The 21082-nt window shown below is 63.1% G+C and carries 18 protein-coding genes; 9 read left to right on the top strand and 9 right to left on the bottom strand.

Annotated elements, in window-relative coordinates; genetic code table 11:
• Nucleotides 1–130: 130 nt before the first annotated feature.
• Nucleotides 131–1642 carry a lysine--tRNA ligase gene (gene lysS, locus CGZ77_RS05390; RefSeq protein WP_009425133.1) on the bottom strand — a complete coding sequence of 504 codons (1512 nt, stop codon included), beginning with the start codon at nt 1640–1642 and terminating at the stop codon, nt 131–133.
• Nucleotides 1643–1972: 330 nt separating this feature from the next.
• Here lysS and CGZ77_RS05385 point away from each other — a divergent pair, with 330 nt between their 5' ends.
• The 7 genes from CGZ77_RS05385 to CGZ77_RS05355 all read left to right on the top strand — a co-directional run bounded on the left by CGZ77_RS05385 (nt 1973) and on the right by CGZ77_RS05355 (nt 9003).
• Nucleotides 1973–2344: a hypothetical protein gene (locus CGZ77_RS05385; protein WP_036495473.1), complete on the top strand. Its 372-nt coding sequence runs from the start codon at nt 1973–1975 to the stop codon at nt 2342–2344.
• A 94-nt stretch (nt 2345–2438) separates the two neighbouring features.
• Entirely contained in the window at nt 2439–4460 is a 2022-nt protein-coding gene (locus tag CGZ77_RS05380) for a prolyl oligopeptidase family protein (RefSeq protein ID WP_094031004.1), read from the top strand.
• 213 nt (nt 4461–4673) lie between these two features.
• A complete protein-coding gene (acpP, locus tag CGZ77_RS05375) occupies nt 4674–4910 on the top strand; it encodes an acyl carrier protein (RefSeq protein WP_009427565.1) in 237 nt (78 codons plus the stop codon).
• 116 nt (nt 4911–5026) lie between these two features.
• Nucleotides 5027–6274, top strand: coding sequence for a beta-ketoacyl-ACP synthase II (fabF, locus tag CGZ77_RS05370; RefSeq protein WP_009427566.1), 1248 nt, complete (start codon nt 5027–5029; stop codon nt 6272–6274).
• Between the two features lie 269 nt (nt 6275–6543).
• A complete protein-coding gene (gene rpiA, locus CGZ77_RS05365; RefSeq protein ID WP_009427567.1) occupies nt 6544–7212 on the top strand; it encodes a ribose-5-phosphate isomerase RpiA in 669 nt (222 codons plus the stop codon).
• A 130-nt stretch (nt 7213–7342) separates the two neighbouring features.
• Nucleotides 7343–8473, top strand: coding sequence for a bifunctional diaminohydroxyphosphoribosylaminopyrimidine deaminase/5-amino-6-(5-phosphoribosylamino)uracil reductase RibD (gene ribD, locus CGZ77_RS05360; protein ID WP_051040495.1), 1131 nt, complete (start codon nt 7343–7345; stop codon nt 8471–8473).
• Nucleotides 8443–9003 (top strand): hypothetical protein, encoded by a 561-nt coding sequence (locus CGZ77_RS05355; RefSeq protein ID WP_009427570.1) that lies wholly within the window; start codon nt 8443–8445, stop codon nt 9001–9003. Before ribD ends, CGZ77_RS05355 begins: the two co-directional genes overlap by 31 nt.
• A gap of 294 nt (nt 9004–9297) precedes the next feature.
• On the opposite strand, the gene CGZ77_RS05350 is transcribed toward CGZ77_RS05355, so the two are convergent.
• From CGZ77_RS05350 to CGZ77_RS05330, 5 genes are all read right to left on the bottom strand, one after another.
• Entirely contained in the window at nt 9298–9588 is a 291-nt protein-coding gene (locus CGZ77_RS05350; RefSeq protein WP_062546276.1) for a hypothetical protein, read from the bottom strand.
• A 154-nt stretch (nt 9589–9742) separates the two neighbouring features.
• Complete coding sequence (locus CGZ77_RS12765) at nt 9743–10612, bottom strand: uracil-DNA glycosylase family protein (RefSeq protein ID WP_009427574.1); 870 nt, start codon at nt 10610–10612, stop codon at nt 9743–9745.
• Nucleotides 10606–11049 carry a ribosomal protein S18-alanine N-acetyltransferase gene (gene rimI / locus CGZ77_RS05340; RefSeq protein ID WP_009427575.1) on the bottom strand — a complete coding sequence of 148 codons (444 nt, stop codon included), beginning with the start codon at nt 11047–11049 and terminating at the stop codon, nt 10606–10608. The genes CGZ77_RS12765 and rimI overlap by 7 nt, the downstream gene beginning before the upstream one ends.
• The gene (gene tsaB / locus CGZ77_RS05335) at nt 11046–11726 is read right to left on the bottom strand and encodes a tRNA (adenosine(37)-N6)-threonylcarbamoyltransferase complex dimerization subunit type 1 TsaB (protein ID WP_009427576.1); all 681 of its coding nucleotides are present in this window, start codon (nt 11724–11726) and stop codon (nt 11046–11048) included. Before tsaB ends, rimI begins: the two co-directional genes overlap by 4 nt.
• Before the next feature lie 226 nt (nt 11727–11952).
• Nucleotides 11953–12561, bottom strand: a complete 609-nt coding sequence (locus CGZ77_RS05330) for a nucleoside triphosphate pyrophosphatase (protein WP_009427577.1) — start codon at nt 12559–12561, stop codon at nt 11953–11955.
• Between the two features lie 169 nt (nt 12562–12730).
• Here CGZ77_RS05330 and CGZ77_RS05325 point away from each other — a divergent pair, with 169 nt between their 5' ends.
• Both CGZ77_RS05325 and CGZ77_RS05320 read left to right on the top strand, forming a co-directional pair.
• On the top strand, nt 12731–14671 hold the full coding sequence (locus CGZ77_RS05325) for an autotransporter assembly complex family protein (protein ID WP_036496888.1): 1941 nt from the start codon (nt 12731–12733) through the stop codon (nt 14669–14671).
• Nucleotides 14672–18604, top strand: coding sequence for a translocation/assembly module TamB domain-containing protein (locus tag CGZ77_RS05320; protein ID WP_009427579.1), 3933 nt, complete (start codon nt 14672–14674; stop codon nt 18602–18604).
• A 330-nt stretch (nt 18605–18934) separates the two neighbouring features.
• Here the strand turns inward: CGZ77_RS05320 and CGZ77_RS05315 are convergent, their stop codons facing one another.
• The 3 genes from CGZ77_RS05315 to CGZ77_RS05305 all read right to left on the bottom strand — a co-directional run bounded on the left by CGZ77_RS05315 (nt 18935) and on the right by CGZ77_RS05305 (nt 20938).
• On the bottom strand, nt 18935–19939 hold the full coding sequence (locus tag CGZ77_RS05315) for a quinone-dependent dihydroorotate dehydrogenase (RefSeq protein ID WP_036496881.1): 1005 nt from the start codon (nt 19937–19939) through the stop codon (nt 18935–18937).
• Nucleotides 19940–20017: 78 nt separating this feature from the next.
• Nucleotides 20018–20560, bottom strand: coding sequence for a DUF924 family protein (locus tag CGZ77_RS05310; protein WP_009427581.1), 543 nt, complete (start codon nt 20558–20560; stop codon nt 20018–20020).
• A gap of 54 nt (nt 20561–20614) precedes the next feature.
• Entirely contained in the window at nt 20615–20938 is a 324-nt protein-coding gene (locus tag CGZ77_RS05305) for an FKBP-type peptidyl-prolyl cis-trans isomerase (protein ID WP_009427582.1), read from the bottom strand.
• Between the last annotated feature and the right edge of the window lie 144 nt (nt 20939–21082).

The raw sequence follows: 21082 nt of genomic DNA, 5'->3' as shown, positions 1-21082 counted from the left end.
GGCAGCCGTCCGCTTCTTTCTTGCAGACGGGTTTCAGACGGCCTCTCGGCCGGGGCGGCATTATAGATGAGGCCGTCTGAAAACCTGAACCGGGTTTTCAGACGGCCTTTTTGGTCTGTGAACGCTGCGCCTACTCCGGCCGCATCTGCGGGAACAGAATCACGTCGCGGATGCTTTGCGCGTCGGTGAGCAGCATCACGAGGCGGTCGAGGCCGATGCCGCTGCCGCCGGTGGGGGGCAGGCCGTATTCCATCGCGCGGATGTAGTCGGCGTCGTAGTGCATGGCTTCGTCGTCGCCTGCGTCTTTCTGCGCCACTTGGGCTTTGAAGCGGGCGGACTGGTCTTCGGGGTCGTTCAGCTCGGAATAGCCGTTGGCCAGCTCGCGGCCGACGACAAACAATTCAAAACGGTCGGTCAGGCCGGGCTTGGTGTCGGAGGCGCGCGCCAGCGGCGATACTTCCACCGGATAATCGATGATGAAAGTCGGGTTCCACAGTTTGCCTTCGGCGCAGCCTTCAAACAGAGCCAGTTGCAGGCTGCCGATGCCGGGCGCGGGCGGCAGGCTTTCGCCGTGGCGCACGATTTCTTTTTTCAGCCATTCGGCGTCAAAAAGCTGCTCGTCGGTGTAGTGCGGATTGTATTTTTTGATGGCTTCCAAAATCGTCAAACGCTCAAACGGGCTTTCCAAATCGACTTCTTTGCCGTTGTAGCTGATTTTGGCCGTACCGCAGACGGCCTGTGCACAGGCGCGGATGACTCCCTCGGTCATTTCCATCATGCGCTCGTAGGTGCAGAAGGCCTCGTAAAATTCCATCATGGTGAATTCGGGGTTGTGGCGCGTGCTCATGCCCTCGTTGCGGAAGCTGCGGTTGATTTCAAACACGCGCTCCAAGCCGCCCACCACCAAGCGTTTCAAATACAGCTCCGGCGCGATACGCAGATACAGCGGCATATCCAGCGCGTTGTGATGGGTTACGAAAGGCTTGGCCGTTGCGCCGCCGGGAATCGGGTGCATCATCGGCGTTTCCACTTCGAGATAACGCTCGTTCACCATATAGTTGCGTACGGTTTGGATGATGCGGCTGCGTTTGATAAAGGTGTCGCGCGATTCGGGGTTCACAATCAGATCGACATAACGTTGGCGGTATTTTGCCTCTTGGTCGGCCAAACCCTTGTGTTTGTCGGGCAGCGGGCGCAGCGATTTGGACAACAGGCGCACATTGGACACGCGCACGGTCAGCTCGCCGTGGTTGGTTTTGAACAAAGTACCTTCCGCGCCGACGATGTCGCCCATGTCCCAATGTTTGAAATCTTCGTGCGCCGCCTCGCCCACGCCCTGATTGTTGATGTAGAGCTGTATTTGGCCGGTTGCGTCCTGCACGGTGGCAAAGCTGGCCTTGCCCATCGCGCGTTTGAGCATCATGCGGCCGGCGATTTTTACCGGGATTGCCTGCGGGTCGAGTTCTTCTTTACTTAAAGCGTCGTATTTTTCATGCAGCTCGGCAGCGAAGCTGTCGCGTTTGAAATCGTTGGGGAACGCGATGCGTTCGGCGCGGATGGCGTTGAGTTTTTCGCGGCGGATAGCGATGATTTGGTTTTCGTCGATATGGGCTTCTTCGGCGGGATTGTGCTGTTCGGTCATGTTTTTTACCTGATAAAAAACAGGCAGTTGAATCTGCCTGCGGATAAAGAAAATTTACGCGGATTTTACGCGCTTTTCCGTATTTTTGAAAGACAGGCCGTCTGAACGCTGCGGCGGCGAAACGGGAAGAAGCCCGTTCCGTAGGGCATCGGGCGGTTTCAGACGGCCTCTGGTTGTGTTAAAAGCTATCGCATTGGGTTTTTCTGTTTACAAAAATTATCCGAATGCCTTTGCTTTTTTAACAGAAAAAGCCTTAGTATGGCGGCGCTTTTGCGGCGGGCGTCTGCCGCAAAGGATTTTCATCCAATCTACTTAATTGAGGATACGCATATGAAACTGTTGTCTGCCGTCGTACTGTCTTCCCTGGTTGCCCTCAGCGGCACCGCCATGGCCGAAACCGGCAATCCCACCGTCAGCAAAAAAACCGTCAGCTACCGCTGCCAGCAGGGCAAACGCATCAACGTGACCTACGGTTTTAACAAACAAGGCCTGCCCAACTACGCCGTTGCCCGCATCAACGGCCGCAACCGCACCATGGACATCAACCTCGACCGCTCCGACAATGTGGACACTTTCTTCATCGACGAGGGCGGCTACACTCTGAGCACCAGCGAGATGAGCACCAAAACCTACCACAAGCAGCCCATCATGATCACTTCGCCGAAAGACGAAATCCTGTTCAAAAGCTGTACGCCCCGCTGATTGTGCATCAAGCGCAGAGGCCGTCTGAAAACGTTTCAGACGGCCTTTTTGTTTATAATCGCGCCCTTTTCTCCTTTTCAGACAGCCTCACACCATGCCCGAGCAACACGATCCGTTTTCCCGTTTCCACAATCTTTCCGACCCCGCCACGCAGGATTTCGCCCGCAGCGCCCACGGCGAAACGCTGGCGCGCTTTGCCGGCGACGACGTCTTCCGCGCCCTGCGCGACGACATCGCCGAAGCCATGCGCGACGAGCGGCAGATTCCGTTTTGCCAGGAACACCGCGCGCGGATGTACCATTTTTACCAGAGCGAAGACTTTCCCAAAGGCGTCTACCGCGTCTGCTCCGCCGCCTCCTACCGCGCCGGTCTGCCCGATTGGGAAGTGCTGTTTTCCGTGGCCGATTTCGACGAAATTCTCGGCGACGATGTTTATCTCGACGGCGTGTCGCATTATGTCGAGCAGCCGCTGCGCGTGCTGTTGAGCCTGAGCGCGGCGGGTGGCGACGCGTCCTACACGCTGGAATTCGATTTGGCCGGGCGGCGCATCGTCGAAAACGGCTTCCACTTTCCGGCGGGCAAAAACCATATTTCGTGGCGCGACGAAAACAGCGTGTGGGTCTGCCCCGCCTGGGACGAACGCCAGCTCACCGAATCGGGCTATCCGCGCCAGGTGTGGCTGCTCGAACGCGGTCAGGCGTTTTCAGACGGCCTGCCCGTGTTGCAGGTGGCGGAAAACTGGATGATGGCCAACGCCTGGCGTTATCTCGACGGCCTCGGTTCGCCCGTGGATTTAATCGAAGCGGCGGAAGGCTTTTTCACCAAAGACTATTACCAGGTGCTGCCCGACAACAGCACCGCCAAACTGAACCTGCCGCGCGACTGCGACATCGTCGGCTACACGGCGGGACAGCTGCTCGTGCAGCTGCGCGAACCGTGGCAGCGCGCCAAGCAAAGCTATCCGGCGGGCGCACTGGTGGCGGTGAAGCTGAACAAGGGCGTGCTGGGCGAAGCGGCGCTGCTGTTCGAGCCGTCGGACACGCAGGCGGTGGACAGCGTGGAAACCACCAAACGCTTTATCGCCGTGTCGCTGCTGGATAAGGTGAAAGGCCGTCTGAAAGCGTGGAAATGGACGGGCAAAACATGGGAAGAACAAAGCCTGCCCGAGCTGCCCGCAGGCGCGCTGGAAATCACCGACCAACCCTGGGGCGGCGACATACTCTATCTGGCCGCCGACGACTTCACCACGCCGCTCACCCTGTTTGCCCTCGATTTGCACGTCAACGAACTGAGCGTGCTGCGCCGCCAGCCCGAACAGTTTGTTGCAGACGGCATCCGCGTGCAGCAGCTTTGGGCGGAATCGGCCGACGGCACGCGGATACCCTATTTCCACGTCGGTAAAACCGCCGCGCCCGACACGCCGACGCTGGTTTACGCCTACGGCGGCTTCGGCGAACCCGAGCCGCCGCATTACCCCGAAAGCATCGGCCGCCACTGGCTCGAACAGGGGAATGCTTTTGTTGTTGCCAACGTGCGCGGCGGCGGCGAGTTCAAACACTGGCACGCCGCCGCGCAGGGCAGGTACAAACACCGCAGCGCCGACGATCTGCTGGCCGTGGTGCGCGATTTGGCCGCGCGCGGCATGAGTTCGCCCGAACGCATTGCCGTGCAGGGCGGCAGCAACGGCGGCCTCGTCGCCGCCGCCGCCTTCGTGCGCGAACCGCAAAACATGGGCGCGCTGGTGTGCGAAGTCCCCCTCACCGACATGCTCGCCTACACCGAACTCTCCGCTGGCGCCAGCTGGACGGACGAATACGGCGACCCCGCCGACCCCGAAATGCGCCCCCACCTCGCCGCCCTGTCGCCCTACCACAAACTTTCAGACGGCCTCAGCTACCCGCCCGCCCTCATCACCACCAGCCTGTCCGACGACCGCGTCCACCCCGCCCACGCCTTAAAGTTTTACGCCAAACTGCGCGGCTATGGCGCAAACGCCTGGCTCTACGCACCCGACGGCGGCGGCCACACCGGCAACGGAACGCAGGAAGAAACCGCCGCCGAGCTGGCCTGCGTGCTGCGCTTTTTGCAGCAGACCGTAGGCGCAGAAAAGCCGTGATAACACGTAATCATAAGAAAAAACGAGGGAAAATGCGCTTGTCGGCAAAATCGCCGCCATGCTAAGATGCCCGCGCTTCGAGCCCCGCCCAAGCGGATACCCGCAGCGGGGCGTCAAACTAGATGGAAAACTCTAAACCAATCGGGTACAATGCGCCCGTTTTAAGTTTTACATTAACCACCGCCGCAAGGCTTTAAACAAGGACTTACAAATATGTCAAATGTCGACCAAAAAGTGAAAGAAATCGTTGCCGAGCAATTGGGCAAAACCGTTGACGAAGTGAAAAACGAATCTTCCTTCCAAGACGATTTGGGCGCCGATTCCCTCGACATCGTCGAGCTGGTTATGGCTTTGGAAGAAGCGTTCGGCTGCGAAATCCCCGATGAAGAAGCCGAAAAAATCACCACCGTTCAGGCTGCCATCGACTACATCAATGCACATCAGGGCTGATAAGCGGCTTTGACACATTCCGGCCTCTGCGCGCGGGCTTGCCTGCACACAGGGGTCGTTTCTCATTCAACCCGCCGCCGAACAGGCGCAAACGATTCCACAGCGAGCAGATTTTTATGAGTCAGCGAAGAGTAGTCATCACCGGCCTCGGGCAGGTATCCCCCGTCGGCAACGACATCCCGACCGCATGGGACAACCTACTGGCCGGCAAAAGCGGCATCGGCCGCATCACCCGCTTTGACGCATCCGACCTCAACAGCCAAATCGCAGGCGAAGTGCGCGGCTTCGACATCGGCCAATACATCAGTGCCAAAGAAGCCCGCCGCATGGACGTATTCATCCACTACGGCATCGCCGCCGCCCTCCAAGCCATCGCCGACGCAGGCCTCGACGACGTAAACGGCCTCGACAAAGACCGCATCGGCGTGAACATCGGCTCCGGCATCGGCGGCCTGCCCAGCATCGAAGCCACCGGCAAAGCCGTTATCGAAGGCGGCGCGCGCAAAATCAACCCCTTCTTCATTCCCGGTTCGCTGATCAACCTCATCTCCGGCCACGTTACCATCCTCAAAGGCTACCGCGGCCCCAGCTACGGCATGGTTTCCGCCTGCACCACCGGCGCGCACTCCATCGGCGATTCCGCCCGCATCATCAAATACGGCGACGCCGACATCATGATTGCCGGCGGCGCGGAAGGCGCAATCAGCACCCTCGGCGTAGGCGGATTCGCCGCCATGAAAGCCCTCTCCACCCGCAACGACGACCCCGCCACCGCCTCCCGCCCGTGGGACAAAGGCCGCGACGGCTTCGTTATCGGCGAAGGCGCAGGCATTTTGGTATTGGAAGAGCTTGAACACGCCAAAAAACGCGGCGCGAAAATCTACGCCGAACTCGTCGGCTTCGGCATGAGCTCTGATGCCTACCACATCACCGCCCCCGACGAAGAAGGCCCCGCATTGGCCGTCACCCGCGCCCTCAAAGACGCAGGGCTGAACGCCGCCGATGTGGACTACGTCAACGCCCACGGCACGTCCACCCCGCTGGGCGATGCCAACGAAACCAAAGCCCTCAAACGCGCCCTGGGCGAACACGCCTACAAAACCATCGTCAACTCCACCAAATCCATGACCGGCCACCTGCTTGGCGCGGCAGGCGGAGTAGAAGCCGTGTACAGCGTCTTGGCCGTACACAACCAAAAATCCCCGCCCACCATCAACCTCTTCGAGCAGGACATCGAAGCAGGCTGCGATTTGGACTACTGCGCCAACGAAGCCCGCGACGCAAAAATCGACGTCGCCCTCTCCAACTCCTTCGGCTTCGGCGGCACCAACGGTACGCTGGTATTCAAACGCTTTACCGGCTGACCGTGCCCGTTGCAGCAGGTGCAAAGGCCGTCTGAAAATCCAAATCGGGTTTTCAGACGGCCTTTTTGTTTCGTATAGGGTGCGCCGCTTGGGCGGCACATCCTACACACGAGCCTTGCAGGCTTTCAGACGGCCTCCTGTCCCCACCTTTGCGATGGGTCAAACAGCCGCCGTTTTCCCGCCGCCGCGGCCGCCCCGCGCTTCCGCCGCCCCCTGCCTTTCGGTATCATGCCGCCCGACAAACCAACCACGACAAAAAGGAGCAGAACATGGCAGCACAAGACGATCTGAAACGCATGGCGGGCGAAAAAGCCGTCGGCTTCGTGCCCGAAAACGAATACATCGGCATCGGCACGGGTTCCACCGTCAACCACTTCATCAAAGCCCTGGCCGAAAGCGGCAAAGCCGTCAAAGGCGCGGTCAGCAGCTCCAAAGCCACCTCCGAGCTGCTGGCGCAGTATGAAATTCCCGAAGTGACTTTGAGCGACGTGGTGCGGCTGGCCGTTTACATCGACGGCGCCGACGAAGTGAACCACAGCCTGCAAATGATCAAAGGCGGCGGCGGCGCCCTTTTGCGCGAAAAAATCGTCGCCAGCGCCTCGGAGCGCTTTGTCTGCATCGCCGACGAAAGCAAATACGTCACCCGCCTCGGCCGCTTCCCGCTTCCCGTCGAAGTGATTCCCGCCGCCCGCTCGCTGGTGGCGCGCAAACTGCTCGCGCTGGGCGGCGAACCCGAATTGCGCGTCGGCTTCACCACCGACAGCGGCAACGAAATCCTTGACGTCTCCGGCCTCGATTTGTCGCGTCCGCTGACGATGGAAGAAGAAATCAACAAAATCACCGGCGTGGTGGAAAACGGCCTCTTCGCCCGCGACACCGCCGACGTGCTGCTGCTGGCACGCGCAAGCGGCGTGGAAACCATCACCATCGGCGGCTGAGCCGGATCCTAGACAAACACCGCATCAAGGCCGTCTGAAACCACGCTTTCAGACGGCCTCAACCGTTTTCCGCCCCATCCGGGCGCCGCTATAATCCGCCCCCGTTTTCCGTTCCGAAAGGCCGTCTGAAATGCCCTCCCCCCAAGAGCCAACCTTCACCGACACCGACCGCCGCCATATGCAGGCCGCCCTCGCCCTTGCCCGCGAAGGCCGTTTTTCCACCAGCCCCAATCCCCGCGTCGGCTGCGTTATCGCACGCGGCGGGCAGATTGTCGGACAGGGCTTCCACGTCCGCGCGGGCGAACCCCATGCCGAAGTGCACGCCCTGCGTCAGGCGGGGGAACTCGCACGCGGCGCAACGGCCTACGTCACCCTCGAACCGTGCAGCCACCACGGCCGCACCCCGCCCTGCGCCGAAGCCCTCGTTGCGGCGGGCGTGTCGCGCGTCGTCGCCGCCATGTCCGACCCCAACCCGCAGGTGGCCGGACGCGGCCTCGCCCTCTTGGCGGCGGCGGGCATCCGCACCGAATGCGGCCTGCTCGAAACCGAAGCCCGCGAACTCAACCGCGGCTTCCTGTCGCGCATCGAACGCGGCCGCCCCTTCGTCCGCCTCAAATGCGCCGCCTCGCTCGACGGCAAAACCGCCCTTTCAGACGGCCGCAGCCAATGGATTACCAACGCCGCCGCCCGCGCCGACGTGCAGATACTGCGCGCCGAAAGCTGCGCCGTGCTCACCGGCATCGGCACCGTGCTCGCCGACGACCCGCTGCTCACCGTCCGCGCCTTCCCCACCGTGCGCCCGCCCGAGCGCGTCGTCCTCGACAGCCGCCTGCGCCTGCCGCCAAGCGCCAAGCTGCTGGCCGACCCCTCCGCCCCCGTTATCATCCTCACCGGCGAAACCGACCCCGCCAAACACGCCGCCTTCGCCCGTTTTCCGCACGTTTCCCTCCGCACCGTGCCGCTGCTTTCAAACGGCCTTATCGACCTGAACGCCGCCCTCGCCGCGCTGGCGGAACAAGGCATGGGCGAAGTGCTGGCCGAAGCGGGCGCGACGCTGGCGGGCGCGCTGCTGCGGGCGGATTTGGTTGACGAAATCGTCCTCTACCAAGCGCCGAAAATCCTCGGCACGGCGGCGCGCGGCCTGTTCGAGCTGCCCGAAAACCCCGCCGCCCTCGCCGCCCGCGCGCACTGGCACACCGTGTCCGCCGACATCCTCGACGGCGATATCAAATGGGTGCTGCGGCGGACAGAGGCCGTCTGAACGCACTTTCAGACGGCCTCAACCAGCGGAAACAGCCCGTGAACAAACGCAAAACGAAAAAACGCCAAACCCGCGCCGCGCGGCCTGCCGCCGTGCCGCCGCAGCGGGCGAAACCGTCGGAAAAGCCGGTGGAAAAACTCTTTGCCCTCGGCATGGTCACGGCGTTTGCCGCACTCGTGCCGCTGTTTTCCCTGATGGCAGAAATTGTGCGCGCCGTCATGGAAAACGGCTTTTCAAGCGGCCTCTCCGCCACGCTGCTTGCTGCGAAGACGTTGCGCTTGTTTTTCGCACAAACGGCGGCTTTGGCGACGCTGTTCGTCCTTTATTTCATCGAAGAAGACGCCGAAGACGCAGGCGGCGAACCGCTCTTTGGCCGCAGCGGACGGCTGCTGTTCGGCATCGCGGGCGGCGCACTGGCAGGTCTGGCAACGGCAGGCGTGCACGGCGCGGCTTGCGGTGCGGCGGCGGGTCTGATGGCGGCGCTGCTGATGCCGTGGCTGAAATATCTGCTGCGCCATGCCTCGTTTTAAACGGGAAAAAGCGAAAAGGCCGTCTCTGTCCGAACAGGCAGGGACGGCCTTTTGCATGGGCAAAACGTACAGCCCGCATTTTCAGACGGCCTCCGTTTTGCAGGGCGTGCCGCATTCAAACGAAAGGCCGTCTGAAAGCGGGTTGGGCGTTCAGACGGCCTTTGCCGTTGCGGCAGCATCATTTTCTGTCCGGTTCGGGCGGGGCGTTTTTTGTGCCTGCCGCCGCGCATAAAAAATCGGCGAACTTGGCGCACAGGCCGCTGTCGATATCGTGCATTTCCTGCAACAGCAGCATCAGGTCTTCGCCGATGTCGCCCGGCAGGCGGAGACGGGTTCGGTTGTCGTATCGGGGCTTAGGAAAAAACGGCTGATGCGCCGTATGCCGTGTTCGCGTCCCTCTCCGCCGCTCTCGCTGCCGCACCATGAAATACGGGCGCGGACGCGCAGCCGGTGCGCGGTAATCAGGCCGTCTGCAAAGGCGGCGGCGCAGGCCGGGTCTTCCGCCGCGCCGTCGGATTCGGCCAGCGGCAGGATTTCGGCGGCGACAAAATCACGCCACAGCCGCATCAGTTCGCGGTTGGGCACGGTGTTGACGATGTCCGAATCCCAAACGGCGTAAAACGCCCGCCTGACTTCGTTGGCGGCGGTTTTTTTTCTCGCGGCGGCGGTTGTTTTTATTCATCGTATGCTCCAAACGGAAGCGGCAAAACGCCGTTCTCTGCACGGGTTGGAAAACAGCCTACGCAGCGCTGTGCAAAAACTGCCGCAGGCGTTTGAGTTCCTGCCAGGCGGCGGCTTTCAGTTCGGGTTGGCGCAGCAGGCGGGCGGGGTGGGGGACGGCGAACACGGGGATGCCCGCGAATACCTGCGGCAGGGCGGCGGTGTGGGCGGGGTGGTCGAAGCGGCCGAGCAGCAGCACGGCGGATGCGCCGCACAACTCGCGTTCGGCCTGCACGCGGGTGGCGGCGGCTTCGATTTGTGCGGCGCTCGGGGAAAATTCGCTGTTTTCCAGCCAGCTGGTGCGGCGCACGTCGGCGTCGGCCAGGCCGATGGCGGCAAACATATTGCCCAGCAGCACGCCCGCCGCGCCGCCGAACAGGCGTCCGGCGGCGATGTCTTCCGGCGCGGGGCAGACGGACACGGCCATCACGCGGGCGGGGGCGACGCTGGCGGCAAGGGCGGCTTTGTGTTCGGCCACGCTGCGGAAGACGGGCGCGGCGGTTTCGGCGGCGCGGCGTTCGGGCGGCGCGGCCAGTTGCGCGGCGCGCTCCTGCGATTTGTAGTAGCCGCCTATGCTGCTGCCGACGGCGGCCATGGCGGCGGCGCGGGCGTTCTCAGACGGCCTGATGTTTTCAGACGGCCTTTTTGCCGCGGCCGTCTGAACGGCGGCGTTGCGGGTTGGGTCGGGCGCGGCAACGGGCGCGGCTGACGTCGGCGCGGTGTTTTCAGACGGCCGTTCTGTTGCGGCGGTTTGCGGCACGGAGGCCGTCTGAACGGCGGTTTGCCCTTTGTTTTCCGCGTCGGCGGCCACGAGTTTCGCGCCCCGTTTCAGCCACATCGGGCCCAGATCGAGTGCTTCGTGCAGGTGGAGGTAGCGGCTGCTTAACATATTTTCTCCATAATCAGCGCGTCTTCGCGCGCGCCGTCGGGCAGGGAATAATAGCCGCGCCGCCGCGCCGCGTCGGAAAAGCCGTGTTTGCGGTAGAGCGCCTGCGCGGCAGCGTTCGATTCGCGCACTTCCAGCAGCAGGCGGGTCACGCCGTTGGCGGCGCAGTCGGCCAACCAGCGGCGCAGCAGCGCGTCGGCATAGCCTTGGCGGCGCGTGGCGGGCGCGGTGGCAATCAGGTGCAGCTCCGATTCGCCCGCCACGGTCTGCCAGACGATAAAGGCGGCGGGCGCACCGTCGGCTTCCGCAAGCAGCACGGTACCGCAGGCTTGGTTTAAGGCCGTCTGAAACTGGTTTTCCGACCACGGCGAGGGGTTGCAGGCGCGGTCGACGGCGGCCAGCGCGGCGCAGTCGCTTGTCAGGGCAGGGCGGATGTTCATGCGCCGCCCGCCGCTTTGCGTGCCGCCTGCTCGGCGGCGGTGAGGGCGATTTTGTCGCGCACATAGAGCAGCGAAGCGTCGGCGGCGTCGCCCGCCGCATATGCGCCCGTCTGCGCCAGACGCAGATAGTCTGCCGCCGTCGGCATCGCGGGCGAACCGGCAAAGGGCGGCGGATCGGCCAGCGCGAAGGCGTTGCCGATGCCGTGCGTGAACGATACGCCCTCGGGCGGCACGATGTCCGCCGCGCGTCCGACCTGATAGGGGCTGAGGCGGCGGCGGTTTTCCGTGTCAAACCACGCGTAAAACACCTCGCCCATCCGCGCGTCCGCCGCCGCCAGCACGCCGCGCCCGCGCACCAGATAAGCCGCCGCGTCCAAACAGGGCACGCCCACCAGCGGCAGGCCGAAGGGCGCGGCCAAGCCCTGCGCCACGCCCAGGCCGATACGCAGTCCCGTAAACGCCCCCGGCCCCTGCGCGTAGACAATGCACGACAGATCGGCGGCAGACACGCCCGCTTCGCCAAACAGCCGCCCGATCTGCGGCAGAACCAGCGCCGACTGGCGGTTGCCCGCTTCTTCGTGGCAGGCAAACAGGCGGCCGTGCGCGAAGAGGGCGAGGGAGAGGACGGAGGTGGAGGTGTCGATGGCGAGGACGGGGCGGGAAAAATCGGGCTGCATGGCGGCGGGAGCGGGGTTGGAAAAGGGGCGGATTATAGCAGGAGAGGCCGTCTGAAACGCCCGGCGGAATCTTTTCAGACGGCCTCAATCCGCTCGTGTGTTGCGGCAGCGGCTTGGTGTGTTTCGGGAAAGCGTGCGGGCAGAAAGGCCGTCTGAAATCCTGTTTTCAGACGGCCTTTTTTCGGCACGGGCGCATAAGCCTTGCGGCTTTCAGACGGCCTCTGTGCTATGTGGCAAACGGCGGCACGGGGCAGCCCGCCTGGCGCAGCAGGGCGCAGGTTTCGTAAACGGGCAGACCCATCACGCCGCTGTGGCTGCCGTTGAGGCTGCGCACGAAAACGCCGCCTATGCCCTGTATGCCGTAGGCGCCCGCCTTATCGAGCGGTTCGCCGCTTGCGACGTAGGCGTCGATTTGCGCGTCGTCGATTTCGGCAAAGGCGACGGTGGCGGTGTGCAGGGCGCAGGATGTGAGGCCGTCTGAAAACAGGCAGACGGCGGTGAGGACTTGGTGTTCGCGGCCGGAGAGGGCGGCGAGCATGGTGCGGGCGTGGTCGGGCGATTCGGGTTTGCCGAGGATTTGCCCGTCGAGGACGACGGCGGTGTCGGCACTGAGCACGGGGGCGGCACTCGGCGCTTTGCCCGCCGAGCGCCGTACGGCAAGGGCGGCGGCGTTTTTTTCGCGCGCCATGCGGACGACGTAGGCGGCGGGGTCTTCGTGCGGACGGGGCGTTTCGTCGATGTCGGTGGCGGCGCGTTCGACGGCAAAGCCGAGGTTTTCGAGGATTTCGCGGCGGCGCGGGCTGCCGGAGGCGAGATAAATGAGGGGTGCGGTCATGTCGGGTTTCCTGTTTGCGCGGGGAAGGGCGGCATTATATCGGCATCGGCAGAGGCCGTCTGAAAGCGCAGCGCCCTGTTCAAATGCCGTCGGAACGGTGTTTCAGACGGCCTCTGCGCCGTTGCGGCGGCACGCTCTTCCGCCCGTCGGCGGCCGCGTGTCTGGCAAAATGAAACGGTGTTACAATCCGCGCTCTTTTGCCAACCCGTACCGTCTGCCGTTTCCCGCCATGAACCGCCCATCCGCCGCCTTTGTTTTTTTGTTCGCGCTCGGCCTGCCTGCCGCCGCGTTTTCAGACGGCCTCTCCGATGCCGCAAAGCAGGAGAGGCCGTCTGAAAACGCGGCGGAGCAGAAGCCTTCGTTTGCCCAACGGGTGAAAAACCGTCTCGGTTTGAACAAAAAAACAGAAGACGGTGCGGCGGCGCTGAAACCGAAGTTTCCCGTGACAGTGGAGGCCGCGCCCGCCGATGTGAAGGAGATGATTGAAACGCACCTGCCGCTGATTACGCAGCAGCAGGAGGAAGTGCTTGACGAAGAGCAGATGGAGTTTCTCGCCGAGGAAGCGCCCGAGCAGGTGCTGATGATGCTGAAAACCAAGGGTTATTTCAACGCGCGGGTGACGGTGTCGCGGCAGGGCGCGGGCTATCTGGTGAAGGTGGAGAGCGGGGCGCAGACGACGACGGGCAATGTCAGCGTTGCCATTCTCGGCGATGTGCTGCAAGACGAAAACCTCGGCGCGTATTACCGTTCGGCTTTGGAAAACTGGGCGCTGCCGGTGGGCAGCGTCTTCAACCAGGACGATTGGAGCAGCAGCAAAACCTCGGTGTTATCGGCCGTGCGGCGCAAGAAATACCCGCTGGCGGAATTTTCCTCCACCCGCGCTTTGGTCGACCCGGCCAAACGCAGCGCCGATTTGTCGGTGGCGGTGGAAAGCGGCAAACCGGTTTACTTCGGCGATTTGGAAATCAGCGGCACCAAGCGCTATCCCGAAAGCGTGGTGCGCGGGCTGGCGCAGTTTGCCCCCGGTTCGCCCTACGATTTGGACAAGCTGCTCGACTACCAGCAGGCGCTCGAACAGGACAGCCACTATTCGGGCGCGTCGGTGCAGGCCGATTTCGACAGGCTCAGCGGCGACCGCGTGCCGGTGAAAGTGGCCGTGTCGGAAATGAAGCGGCAGAAGCTGGAACTGGGCGTGCGTTTCGATTCCGAATACGGCTTGGGCGGCTCGTTCGGCTACGACCACTATAACCTCTTCGGCCGCGGCTACACCGGATCGCTGGTGCTCAACGGCGACAAATACGAGCAGACCGTGGCCGCCGGCGTCAGCCAGCCGCGCAGCAGCAACGGCCACTACTGGACAGGCTCGCTCTCCTTCAACCGCAAAACCACGCAGAAACTCGAAACCGAAACCCTCACCGCCGGTCTGTGGCGCGTGCGCGACCGCAACGGCATCGAATCGCGGCTGGGCATCGAGTATGTCGAAGACAAATCGAAAATTCCCGACGCCAAAATCAACCTCGGCCGCTCCTTCGCCACCATGCTCACCGCCTCGTGGAAAAAACAGAGCATCGAAACCCTGCTGCGACCCGAAAACGGCTACTTCCTCGACATCAAAGGCGGCACCACCCTCGGCAGCCTGATGTCCTCCTCGGCCATGCAGCGCATCGCCGCGCGGGCGGGCTACTACTTCACACCCGAGAACAAAAAAATCGGCACCTTCGTCGCCCGCGGCCAAATCGGCTTCGTCAACGCCAGCGACAGCAGCGACACTCCCGCCGTGCTGCGTTTCCGCACCGGCGGCGCCACCTCCGTGCGCGGCTACGAACTCGACAGCATCGGCCTGGCCGGCCCCTCCGGCTCCGTCCTGCCCGCCCGCGCCCTCGCCGTTGCCAGCGCCGAATACCAGTTCCCCATCAACAAAAGCTTCTCCGCCGCCCTGTTCCACGACATGGGCGACGCGGCGCACAGCTTCCAAGACATGAAACTCAAACACGGCACGGGCATCGGCGTGCGCTGGTTCAGCCCCGTCGCCCCCTTCTCCTTCGACATCGCCTACGGCCACCAGGACAAAAAAATCCGCTGGCACATCAGCTTGGGAACCCGTTTCTAAATGACCGCGACACACGACAACGCTGCCGAAAGGCCGTCTGAAAAAAACGAAAACCTCACCCCCGTGCCGTCTGAAAACGAAGGCGGCGCAAACGGCAAAAGGCCGTCTGAAAACCCGAAAAAGCCGAAAAAAAGCCTGCCGCGCCGCCTTATCAAAGCCCTGCTGTGGCTCCTCCTCATCCTCGTTCTGACGCTGGCGGGCGCGCTCTACTGGCTCGCCGCCACCGAATCCGGCCTGCGCGCCGCCCTCTACCGCCTGCCCGAACTGGGCGGCGTGCATATCGGCAGCAAAACCCTCAAAGGCACGCTGTGGCACGGCTTCGAAGGCGACGGCTGGACGGTGCGGACGCCCTCCGCCGACATCGAAATCAGCCGCCTCGCCTTCCAATGGCGGCCCCGGCAAATCTTTTCAGACGGCCTCCTGCACATCGAAAAGATAGACGCGGGCGACATCCACATCCAAAGCAAACCCACGCCGCCCAAAGACAGCCCGCCCGCCAAACTGCCCGAAAGCATAGACCTGCCGCTGGCCGTGCAGATTGACAAACTCGCCGTCGGCAGCATCAGCAGCGGCAAAGCCCGCACCGTCTTCGTCACCCGCATCGACGCCGCTTACGCCTACAACCGCCGCAGCCACAAACTCACCGTCTCCCGCCTCGTCACCCCGTGGAGCGGCAACGACGGCACGCTGGAAATTCAGACGGCCTCCCCCTTCGCCCTCAAAGGCAGCTTCGGCGGCATGGCCGTGCTCGACGACATCGTCAGCGAAACACAGCTCAAACTGGCGGGCGACCTCAAACAAACCGCCCTCACCGCCCGCCTCGCCAGCGGCGACATCAAACTGAACGCCGACGCCCTCGTCAGCCTGTTTGAAAACCGCCTCGACAAACAAATCGACCACGTCCTGATTAAAGGCAGCGGCATCGACCCCGCCGTCTTCGCCGAAGGCGCGCCCGAAGCCGACTTCGACTTCGACGCCACCATCGTCCCCTCCGCACAGCGCGGACTGGCGCTCGAAGGCTCGATCGACCTGGCCAACCGCGCCGCCGCCCCCGCCGACCAAAACGGCATCCCCGTCCGCAGCCTGCTGGGCGACTTCACCGTCGGCAGCGACGGCGTACTCAAACTCTACGGCGTCGAAGCCGCCCTGCTCGGCGGCGGACGGCTGGTGTTCGGCGGCGAAACCGACACCGGCCGCAACACCTTCGCCCTCGAGGCGGCACTCAAAGACATCACCGCCGCCGACCTCGTTCAGACGGCCTACGACGACACCTTCAACGGCACAATCGGCCTGCGCGGCAGCTACCGCGAACCCGAAGCCGTGTGGGACATCGCCTCGCGCCGCGCCAAAAGCGAAGGCCGTCTGAAAATCGCCGCCGACGCCAAACTCGGCCAGCGCACCCTCGAAATCGTCTCCGCCTCCGTGCGCCCCGACGGCGGCGGCTCGCTCGACGCGCGCGGCAAACTCGAACTCTTCAACCGCCGCCTGCTGTCCGCCGAAATCGCCTCCGAACGCTTCAACCCCGCCAAACTCCATCCCGACCTGCCCGCAGGCAGCGTCAACGGCGGCATCTCCCTGAGCGGCGAATTGGCCGACCTCGTTTTGAACGGCAAAATGAAATTCGGCAACAGCACCCTCTCCGGCGCCGTCCTCTCCGGCAGCGCCGACGTGCAGTATGAAAAACAGCACCTCAGCCGCGCCAAAGCCGACATCATTCTCGGCCGCAACCGCCTCAAAGCCGACGGCAGCTTCGGCAAAGCGGGCGACCGCCTCAACCTCGACCTTGCCGCCCCCGAACTCGACAAATTCGGCTTCGGCCTCGGCGGCGCCCTCAATGCCAAAGGCTACATCGCGGGCGACCCGAAAAAACTCGCCGCCGACCTCACGGGCAGCGTGCGCGGCTTGCGCGTGCAAAACGCACTGTCGGTGCGCGAACTCGACTTCAAAGCCGCCGCCTCGCCCGATTACAGCCTGCCGCTCAACCTCCAAGTGCGCGGCCGCGACATCGTGGCGGGCGGCAAAGACGGCACGCGCATCGACACCGTCAACGCCGCCGTCGCCGGCACCGGCCTGCGCCACAGCGTGCGCGCCGACGGCAGCATGGCGATGGGCGGCAAACACTACAAACTCGACCTCGAAGCCGACGGCGGCCTGAACAAAGACAACGTTTGGAAAGGCACGCTGGGCAGGCTCGATCTGTCGGGCGGCTTCAACCTCAAACTGCAAAACCGCCTCGCCCTCGAAGCGGGCGCGCAGCGCGTGGTGCTGGGCGCGGCGCAGTGGGCGGCGATGGGCGGCCGTCTGAACATGGAACGCTTTGTGTGGGACAAACAAAACGGCCTCACCAGCAAAGGCAGCGCCGCCAACCTCAACGTCGCCGAGCTGCACAGCTTCTTCAAGCCGCCCGTCGAACACAACCTCATCCTCGCCGCCGACTGGGATCTGGCCTACAGCCGCGACGCGCGCGGCTTCCTCAACGTGCGCCAGCAGTCGGGCGACATCATCATCGCCTACCGCAAACAGGCGCTCGGCCTGACCGGCCTCGTTTTGCAAACCCGCCTGCAAAACGGCCGCATCGACAACCAAATCTCCGGCAAAACCCGCTACGGCGAACTCTCCGGCAGCGTCGGCATCAGCCAGCAGTTCGGCAGCTCCATCCTGCTCGCGCCCGTGTCCGGCAGCGTCAAACTCGACATCCCCGACCTGGCCGCGCTGAAAAACCTGATGCCCGTCGGCCAAAGCGTGAAAGGCAGACTGGCGTCGGCGGCCACCGTCGGCGGCCGCGTCGGCGACCCGCAGCTGGACGGCACGCTCGAGGGCAGCGGTCTTTACTACATCAACCGCGACCTCGGCGTTATCCTCGACAACGGCAGCCTGCGTTCGCGCTTCGTCGGCCGCGAATGGCAGATACAGACGCTCAAATTCCAACGCGGCAGCGGCAGCGTCGCCCTTGCGGGCAGCGTCGGCTGGGGCGGCGGCATCCCCGTCGTCGATGCCTCGGCCGTGTTCGACAAATATGAAATCCTCGACAAACCGCGCCGCCGCCTCGCCGTCAGCGGCGACACCCGGCTGCTCTACACCGAGAAAAACGGCATCACCCTCACAGGCCGTCTGAAAGTGGACGAAGGCCGCTTCGGCATGCAGAAATCGGGTATGCCGACGCTGGACGACGACGTGGAAGTGATAGGCGAAGCGAAAAAAGAACCCTCCGCCGCCGTGCCCATCAGCATGGACGTGACCCTCGATCTCAACGACAAGGTCTATTTCAAAGGCGAAGGCGTGGACGTCACCCTCGGCGGCCAGCTCAACCTCACCGCCAAGCCCAAGCAGGACGTGCAGGGTGTCGGCACGATTAAAGTCGTCAAAGGCAAATACAAAGCCTACGGCCAGGATTTGAACATCACCAAAGGCACGGTATCCTTTGTCGGCCCCTTGTCCAGCCCCAACCTCAACATCCGCGCCGTGCGCAACCTCTCGCCCGTGGGTGCGGGCGTGGAAGCGGTCGGCAGCCTCGACAACCCGCGCGTCACCCTCGTCGCCAACGAGCCGATGAGCGAAAAAGACAAGCTCTCCTGGCTCATCCTCAACCGCGCCAGCAGCGGCAGCGACGGCGACAATGCCGCCCTCTCTACCGCCGCCAGCGCCTTCCTCGCGGGCAAACTCAACGACCGCATCGGCCTGGTCGACGACTTCGGCATGACCAGCCAGCGCAGCCGCAACGCGCAGACGGGCGAACTCAACCCCGCCGAGCAGGTGCTCACCGTCGGCAAGCAGCTGACAAGCGAGCTGTATCTGGGCTACGAGTTCGGCCTCAACAGCGCCAGCCAGACGGTCAAACTCGTCTACCAGCTCACGCGCAGCATCCAGGCCATCGTCCGCGTCGGCTCGGTGTCTTCGGGCGGCGAAATCAAATACGTCGTCCGCTTCGACTGACAAAAGGCCGTCTGAAATACTAGGGCGTGTTGACAATCAGCGTTTTGGAGGCTTTTCCGCCATAAAACGGCATCTGCCGCGTTAAAAATACTCGCCTATGGACGGCATAGGCTCGCATTTTTGCCTTGCATCTGCCATTTTCTGACGAAAAATCCGCTTCAAAAGCCGAATGTCAACACGCCCTAGGCCGTCTGAAAGCCCGTAGCGCTTTCAGACGGCCTTGTGTGTTTTCCGCGTTTGCACCTGCCGCCCGCCGCCGTTCCGGCCATACAAGAAGGCCGTCTGAAAAAACCGACGGCGGATTTCAGACGGCCTCTGTGTTTTTTCCGCTCAGCGGCAGGCTTCGATGCACTCGCGCACCAGCTCCGTGCCCCGGTAGACCATGCCGCTGTACAGCTGTACAGCCGTGGCGCCGAGGCGGAGTTTTTCGGCGGCGTCGCTGCCGCTCATGATGCCGCCCACGCCGATTATGGGGAGTTTGCCGTCGATATGCTGCGCCAGAAGCTGCAGGACGCGGTTGCTTTTTTCGCGCACTGGTTCGCCCGAGAGGCCGCCCGCTTCGGCGGCAAGAGGGTGGCTGCCGAGGGCGGTTTTGTCGATGGTGGTGTTGGTGGCAATGATGCCGTCCATTTCCACTGCTTTGACGACGCGGGCGATGTCGGCAATCTGCGCTTCGTCCAAATCGGGCGCGATTTTGACGGCGAGGGGGACGTATTTTCCGTGCGCGGCAGAGAGGTGTGCCTGTTTGTCTTTCAGGGCGGCGAGCAGGGCGGTGAGTTCGTCTCCGCCTTGCAGCTCGCGCAGGTTTTTGGTGTTGGGCGAGGAGATATTGACGGTGATGTAGTCGGCGTGGGCGTAGGCTTTTTCGAGGCAGATCAAATAGTCGTCGGCCGCGTTTTCCATCGGTGTGACGGCGTTTTTGCCGATGTTGATGCCGAGGATGCCGCGGCGGCGGCTTTTTTCCAGGTGGCGTATCATCGCGTCGATGCCTTCGTTGTTGAAGCCCATGCGGTTGACGATGGCGCGCTGTTCGGGCACGCGGAACAGGCGCGGCTGCGGGTTGCCGCGCTGGGGTAGGGGGGTGACGGTGCCGACTTCGACGAAGCCGAAGCCCAGCGCGAAAAGGGCGTCGGTGTAGGCGCCGTTTTTGTCGAGGCCGGCGGCGAGGCCGACGGGGTTGGGCAGGGTCATGCCCATCAGCGGCGTCGGGCGCGTGTCGCGCTCCACGGCGGGCAGCAGGCCGCAGCAGGCGGCGGTTTTCAGGGCGTTGAGGGCGAGGTGGTGGGCTTTTTCGGGATCGAGGGCGAACACGAGGGGGCGGAGCAGGGAATACATGGTTGGAGGCCGTCTGAAAAGAAAAAAACGGGCGGATTCTACCCGAATCCGTCCGTTTTATCAGTTGTGCCGCCGTGTTTAAAAGCCGCGTCGGCCTTCGAGAAAGGCGATTTCGTCGGGCGTGCTTTCGCGTCCCAGCACGGCGTTGCGGTGCGGATAGCGGCCGAAGCGGCTGATGACGAGCTGGTGTTTGAGTTCGAAATCCAGCGGGTTGCCGGGGGCGTATTGTTTGAAGACGCCGACGGCATGGGCGTGCACTTCGGGGCTTTCGCTGTGCATGAAGGGCATGATGACAAACTGGCGCTCGTCGGGCGTCATCGAGGCGAAGCCGGGGCGGGTGATGGCTTCCTGCGCCAGGCACAGCGCGGCCAAGTCCTGCGCGAAAGCCTGCGGGCTGTTGCGGAAGAGGTTGCGCGAAAACTGGTCGAGAATGATGATTTCGGCCAGCCTGCCCTGCATGGTTTTGCGCCAGCCCGAAAGTTCGCCCGCCGCCGCCTGCCGCCACAGGGGGAAGAAGAGGAGGCGGATTTTTTCGTCGAATTCTTTGCTTTCGGCAAACCAGTAGGGGCGGCTTTCTTCGGAAAACCAGAAATCCAATACGGCTTGTGTGTCGATGGTCATTGTGTCGTTCCTTTTTCTGTTCGGAAAATGCGGCTGCCGCCTGTTCGGACGGCTTCAGTGTACTTTCAACAGCTCTACTTCGAATACCAGCGTGGCGTTCGGCGGAATCACGCCACCCGCGCCGCGAGCGCCGTAGCCCATTTCGGGCGGGATGGTGAGCTTGCGTTTTCCGCCTTCCTTCATGCCGGCGAAGCCTTCATCCCAGCCGCGGATAACCTGACCTGCGCCGAGTTTGAACTCGAAGGGCTGGCCGCGGTCGAGGCTGGAATCGAATTTGCTGCCGTCGGCGAGGCGGCCGGTGTAGTGGACGCTGATGCGGCGGCCTTTTTCGGCTTCGGTGCCGCTGCCGGTTTCGATGTCTTCGATGATGAGGCTCATGATGTGCTCCTTTGTGTCGGTTGGGAAACGGAAGGCCGTCTGAAAAGGCGTGCGCCGTTGCAGACGGCATATGCGGGCGCATTGTAGCAGGGTTTGGCGCGAGGCCGTCTGAAACGGCTTTCAGACGGCCTTTTTTGTTTTCAC

Source organism: Neisseria sp. KEM232 (assembly GCF_002237445.1).
GTDB lineage: Bacteria > Pseudomonadota > Gammaproteobacteria > Burkholderiales > Neisseriaceae > Neisseria.
This window is presented reverse-complemented; position numbering and strand designations above follow the sequence as displayed.

Excerpts from the sequence above, each read along its gene's own strand:
- lysS (WP_009425133.1), bottom strand. The coding sequence starts at position 1,642 with ATGACCGAACAGCACAATCCCGCCGAAGAAGCCCATATCGACGAAAAC.
- CGZ77_RS05385 (WP_036495473.1), top strand. The coding sequence starts at position 1,973 with ATGAAACTGTTGTCTGCCGTCGTACTGTCTTCCCTGGTTGCCCTCAGC.
- CGZ77_RS05380 (WP_094031004.1), top strand. The coding sequence starts at position 2,439 with ATGCCCGAGCAACACGATCCGTTTTCCCGTTTCCACAATCTTTCCGAC.
- acpP (WP_009427565.1), top strand. The coding sequence starts at position 4,674 with ATGTCAAATGTCGACCAAAAAGTGAAAGAAATCGTTGCCGAGCAATTG.
- fabF (WP_009427566.1), top strand. The coding sequence starts at position 5,027 with ATGAGTCAGCGAAGAGTAGTCATCACCGGCCTCGGGCAGGTATCCCCC.
- rpiA (WP_009427567.1), top strand. The coding sequence starts at position 6,544 with ATGGCAGCACAAGACGATCTGAAACGCATGGCGGGCGAAAAAGCCGTC.
- ribD (WP_051040495.1), top strand. The coding sequence starts at position 7,343 with ATGCCCTCCCCCCAAGAGCCAACCTTCACCGACACCGACCGCCGCCAT.
- CGZ77_RS05355 (WP_009427570.1), top strand. The coding sequence starts at position 8,443 with ATGGGTGCTGCGGCGGACAGAGGCCGTCTGAACGCACTTTCAGACGGC.
- CGZ77_RS12765 (WP_009427574.1), bottom strand. The coding sequence starts at position 10,612 with ATGTTAAGCAGCCGCTACCTCCACCTGCACGAAGCACTCGATCTGGGC.
- rimI (WP_009427575.1), bottom strand. The coding sequence starts at position 11,049 with ATGAACATCCGCCCTGCCCTGACAAGCGACTGCGCCGCGCTGGCCGCC.
- tsaB (WP_009427576.1), bottom strand. The coding sequence starts at position 11,726 with ATGCAGCCCGATTTTTCCCGCCCCGTCCTCGCCATCGACACCTCCACC.
- CGZ77_RS05330 (WP_009427577.1), bottom strand. The coding sequence starts at position 12,561 with ATGACCGCACCCCTCATTTATCTCGCCTCCGGCAGCCCGCGCCGCCGC.
- CGZ77_RS05325 (WP_036496888.1), top strand. The coding sequence starts at position 12,731 with ATGAAACGGTGTTACAATCCGCGCTCTTTTGCCAACCCGTACCGTCTG.
- CGZ77_RS05320 (WP_009427579.1), top strand. The coding sequence starts at position 14,672 with ATGACCGCGACACACGACAACGCTGCCGAAAGGCCGTCTGAAAAAAAC.
- CGZ77_RS05315 (WP_036496881.1), bottom strand. The coding sequence starts at position 19,939 with ATGTATTCCCTGCTCCGCCCCCTCGTGTTCGCCCTCGATCCCGAAAAA.
- CGZ77_RS05310 (WP_009427581.1), bottom strand. The coding sequence starts at position 20,560 with ATGACCATCGACACACAAGCCGTATTGGATTTCTGGTTTTCCGAAGAA.
- CGZ77_RS05305 (WP_009427582.1), bottom strand. The coding sequence starts at position 20,938 with ATGAGCCTCATCATCGAAGACATCGAAACCGGCAGCGGCACCGAAGCC.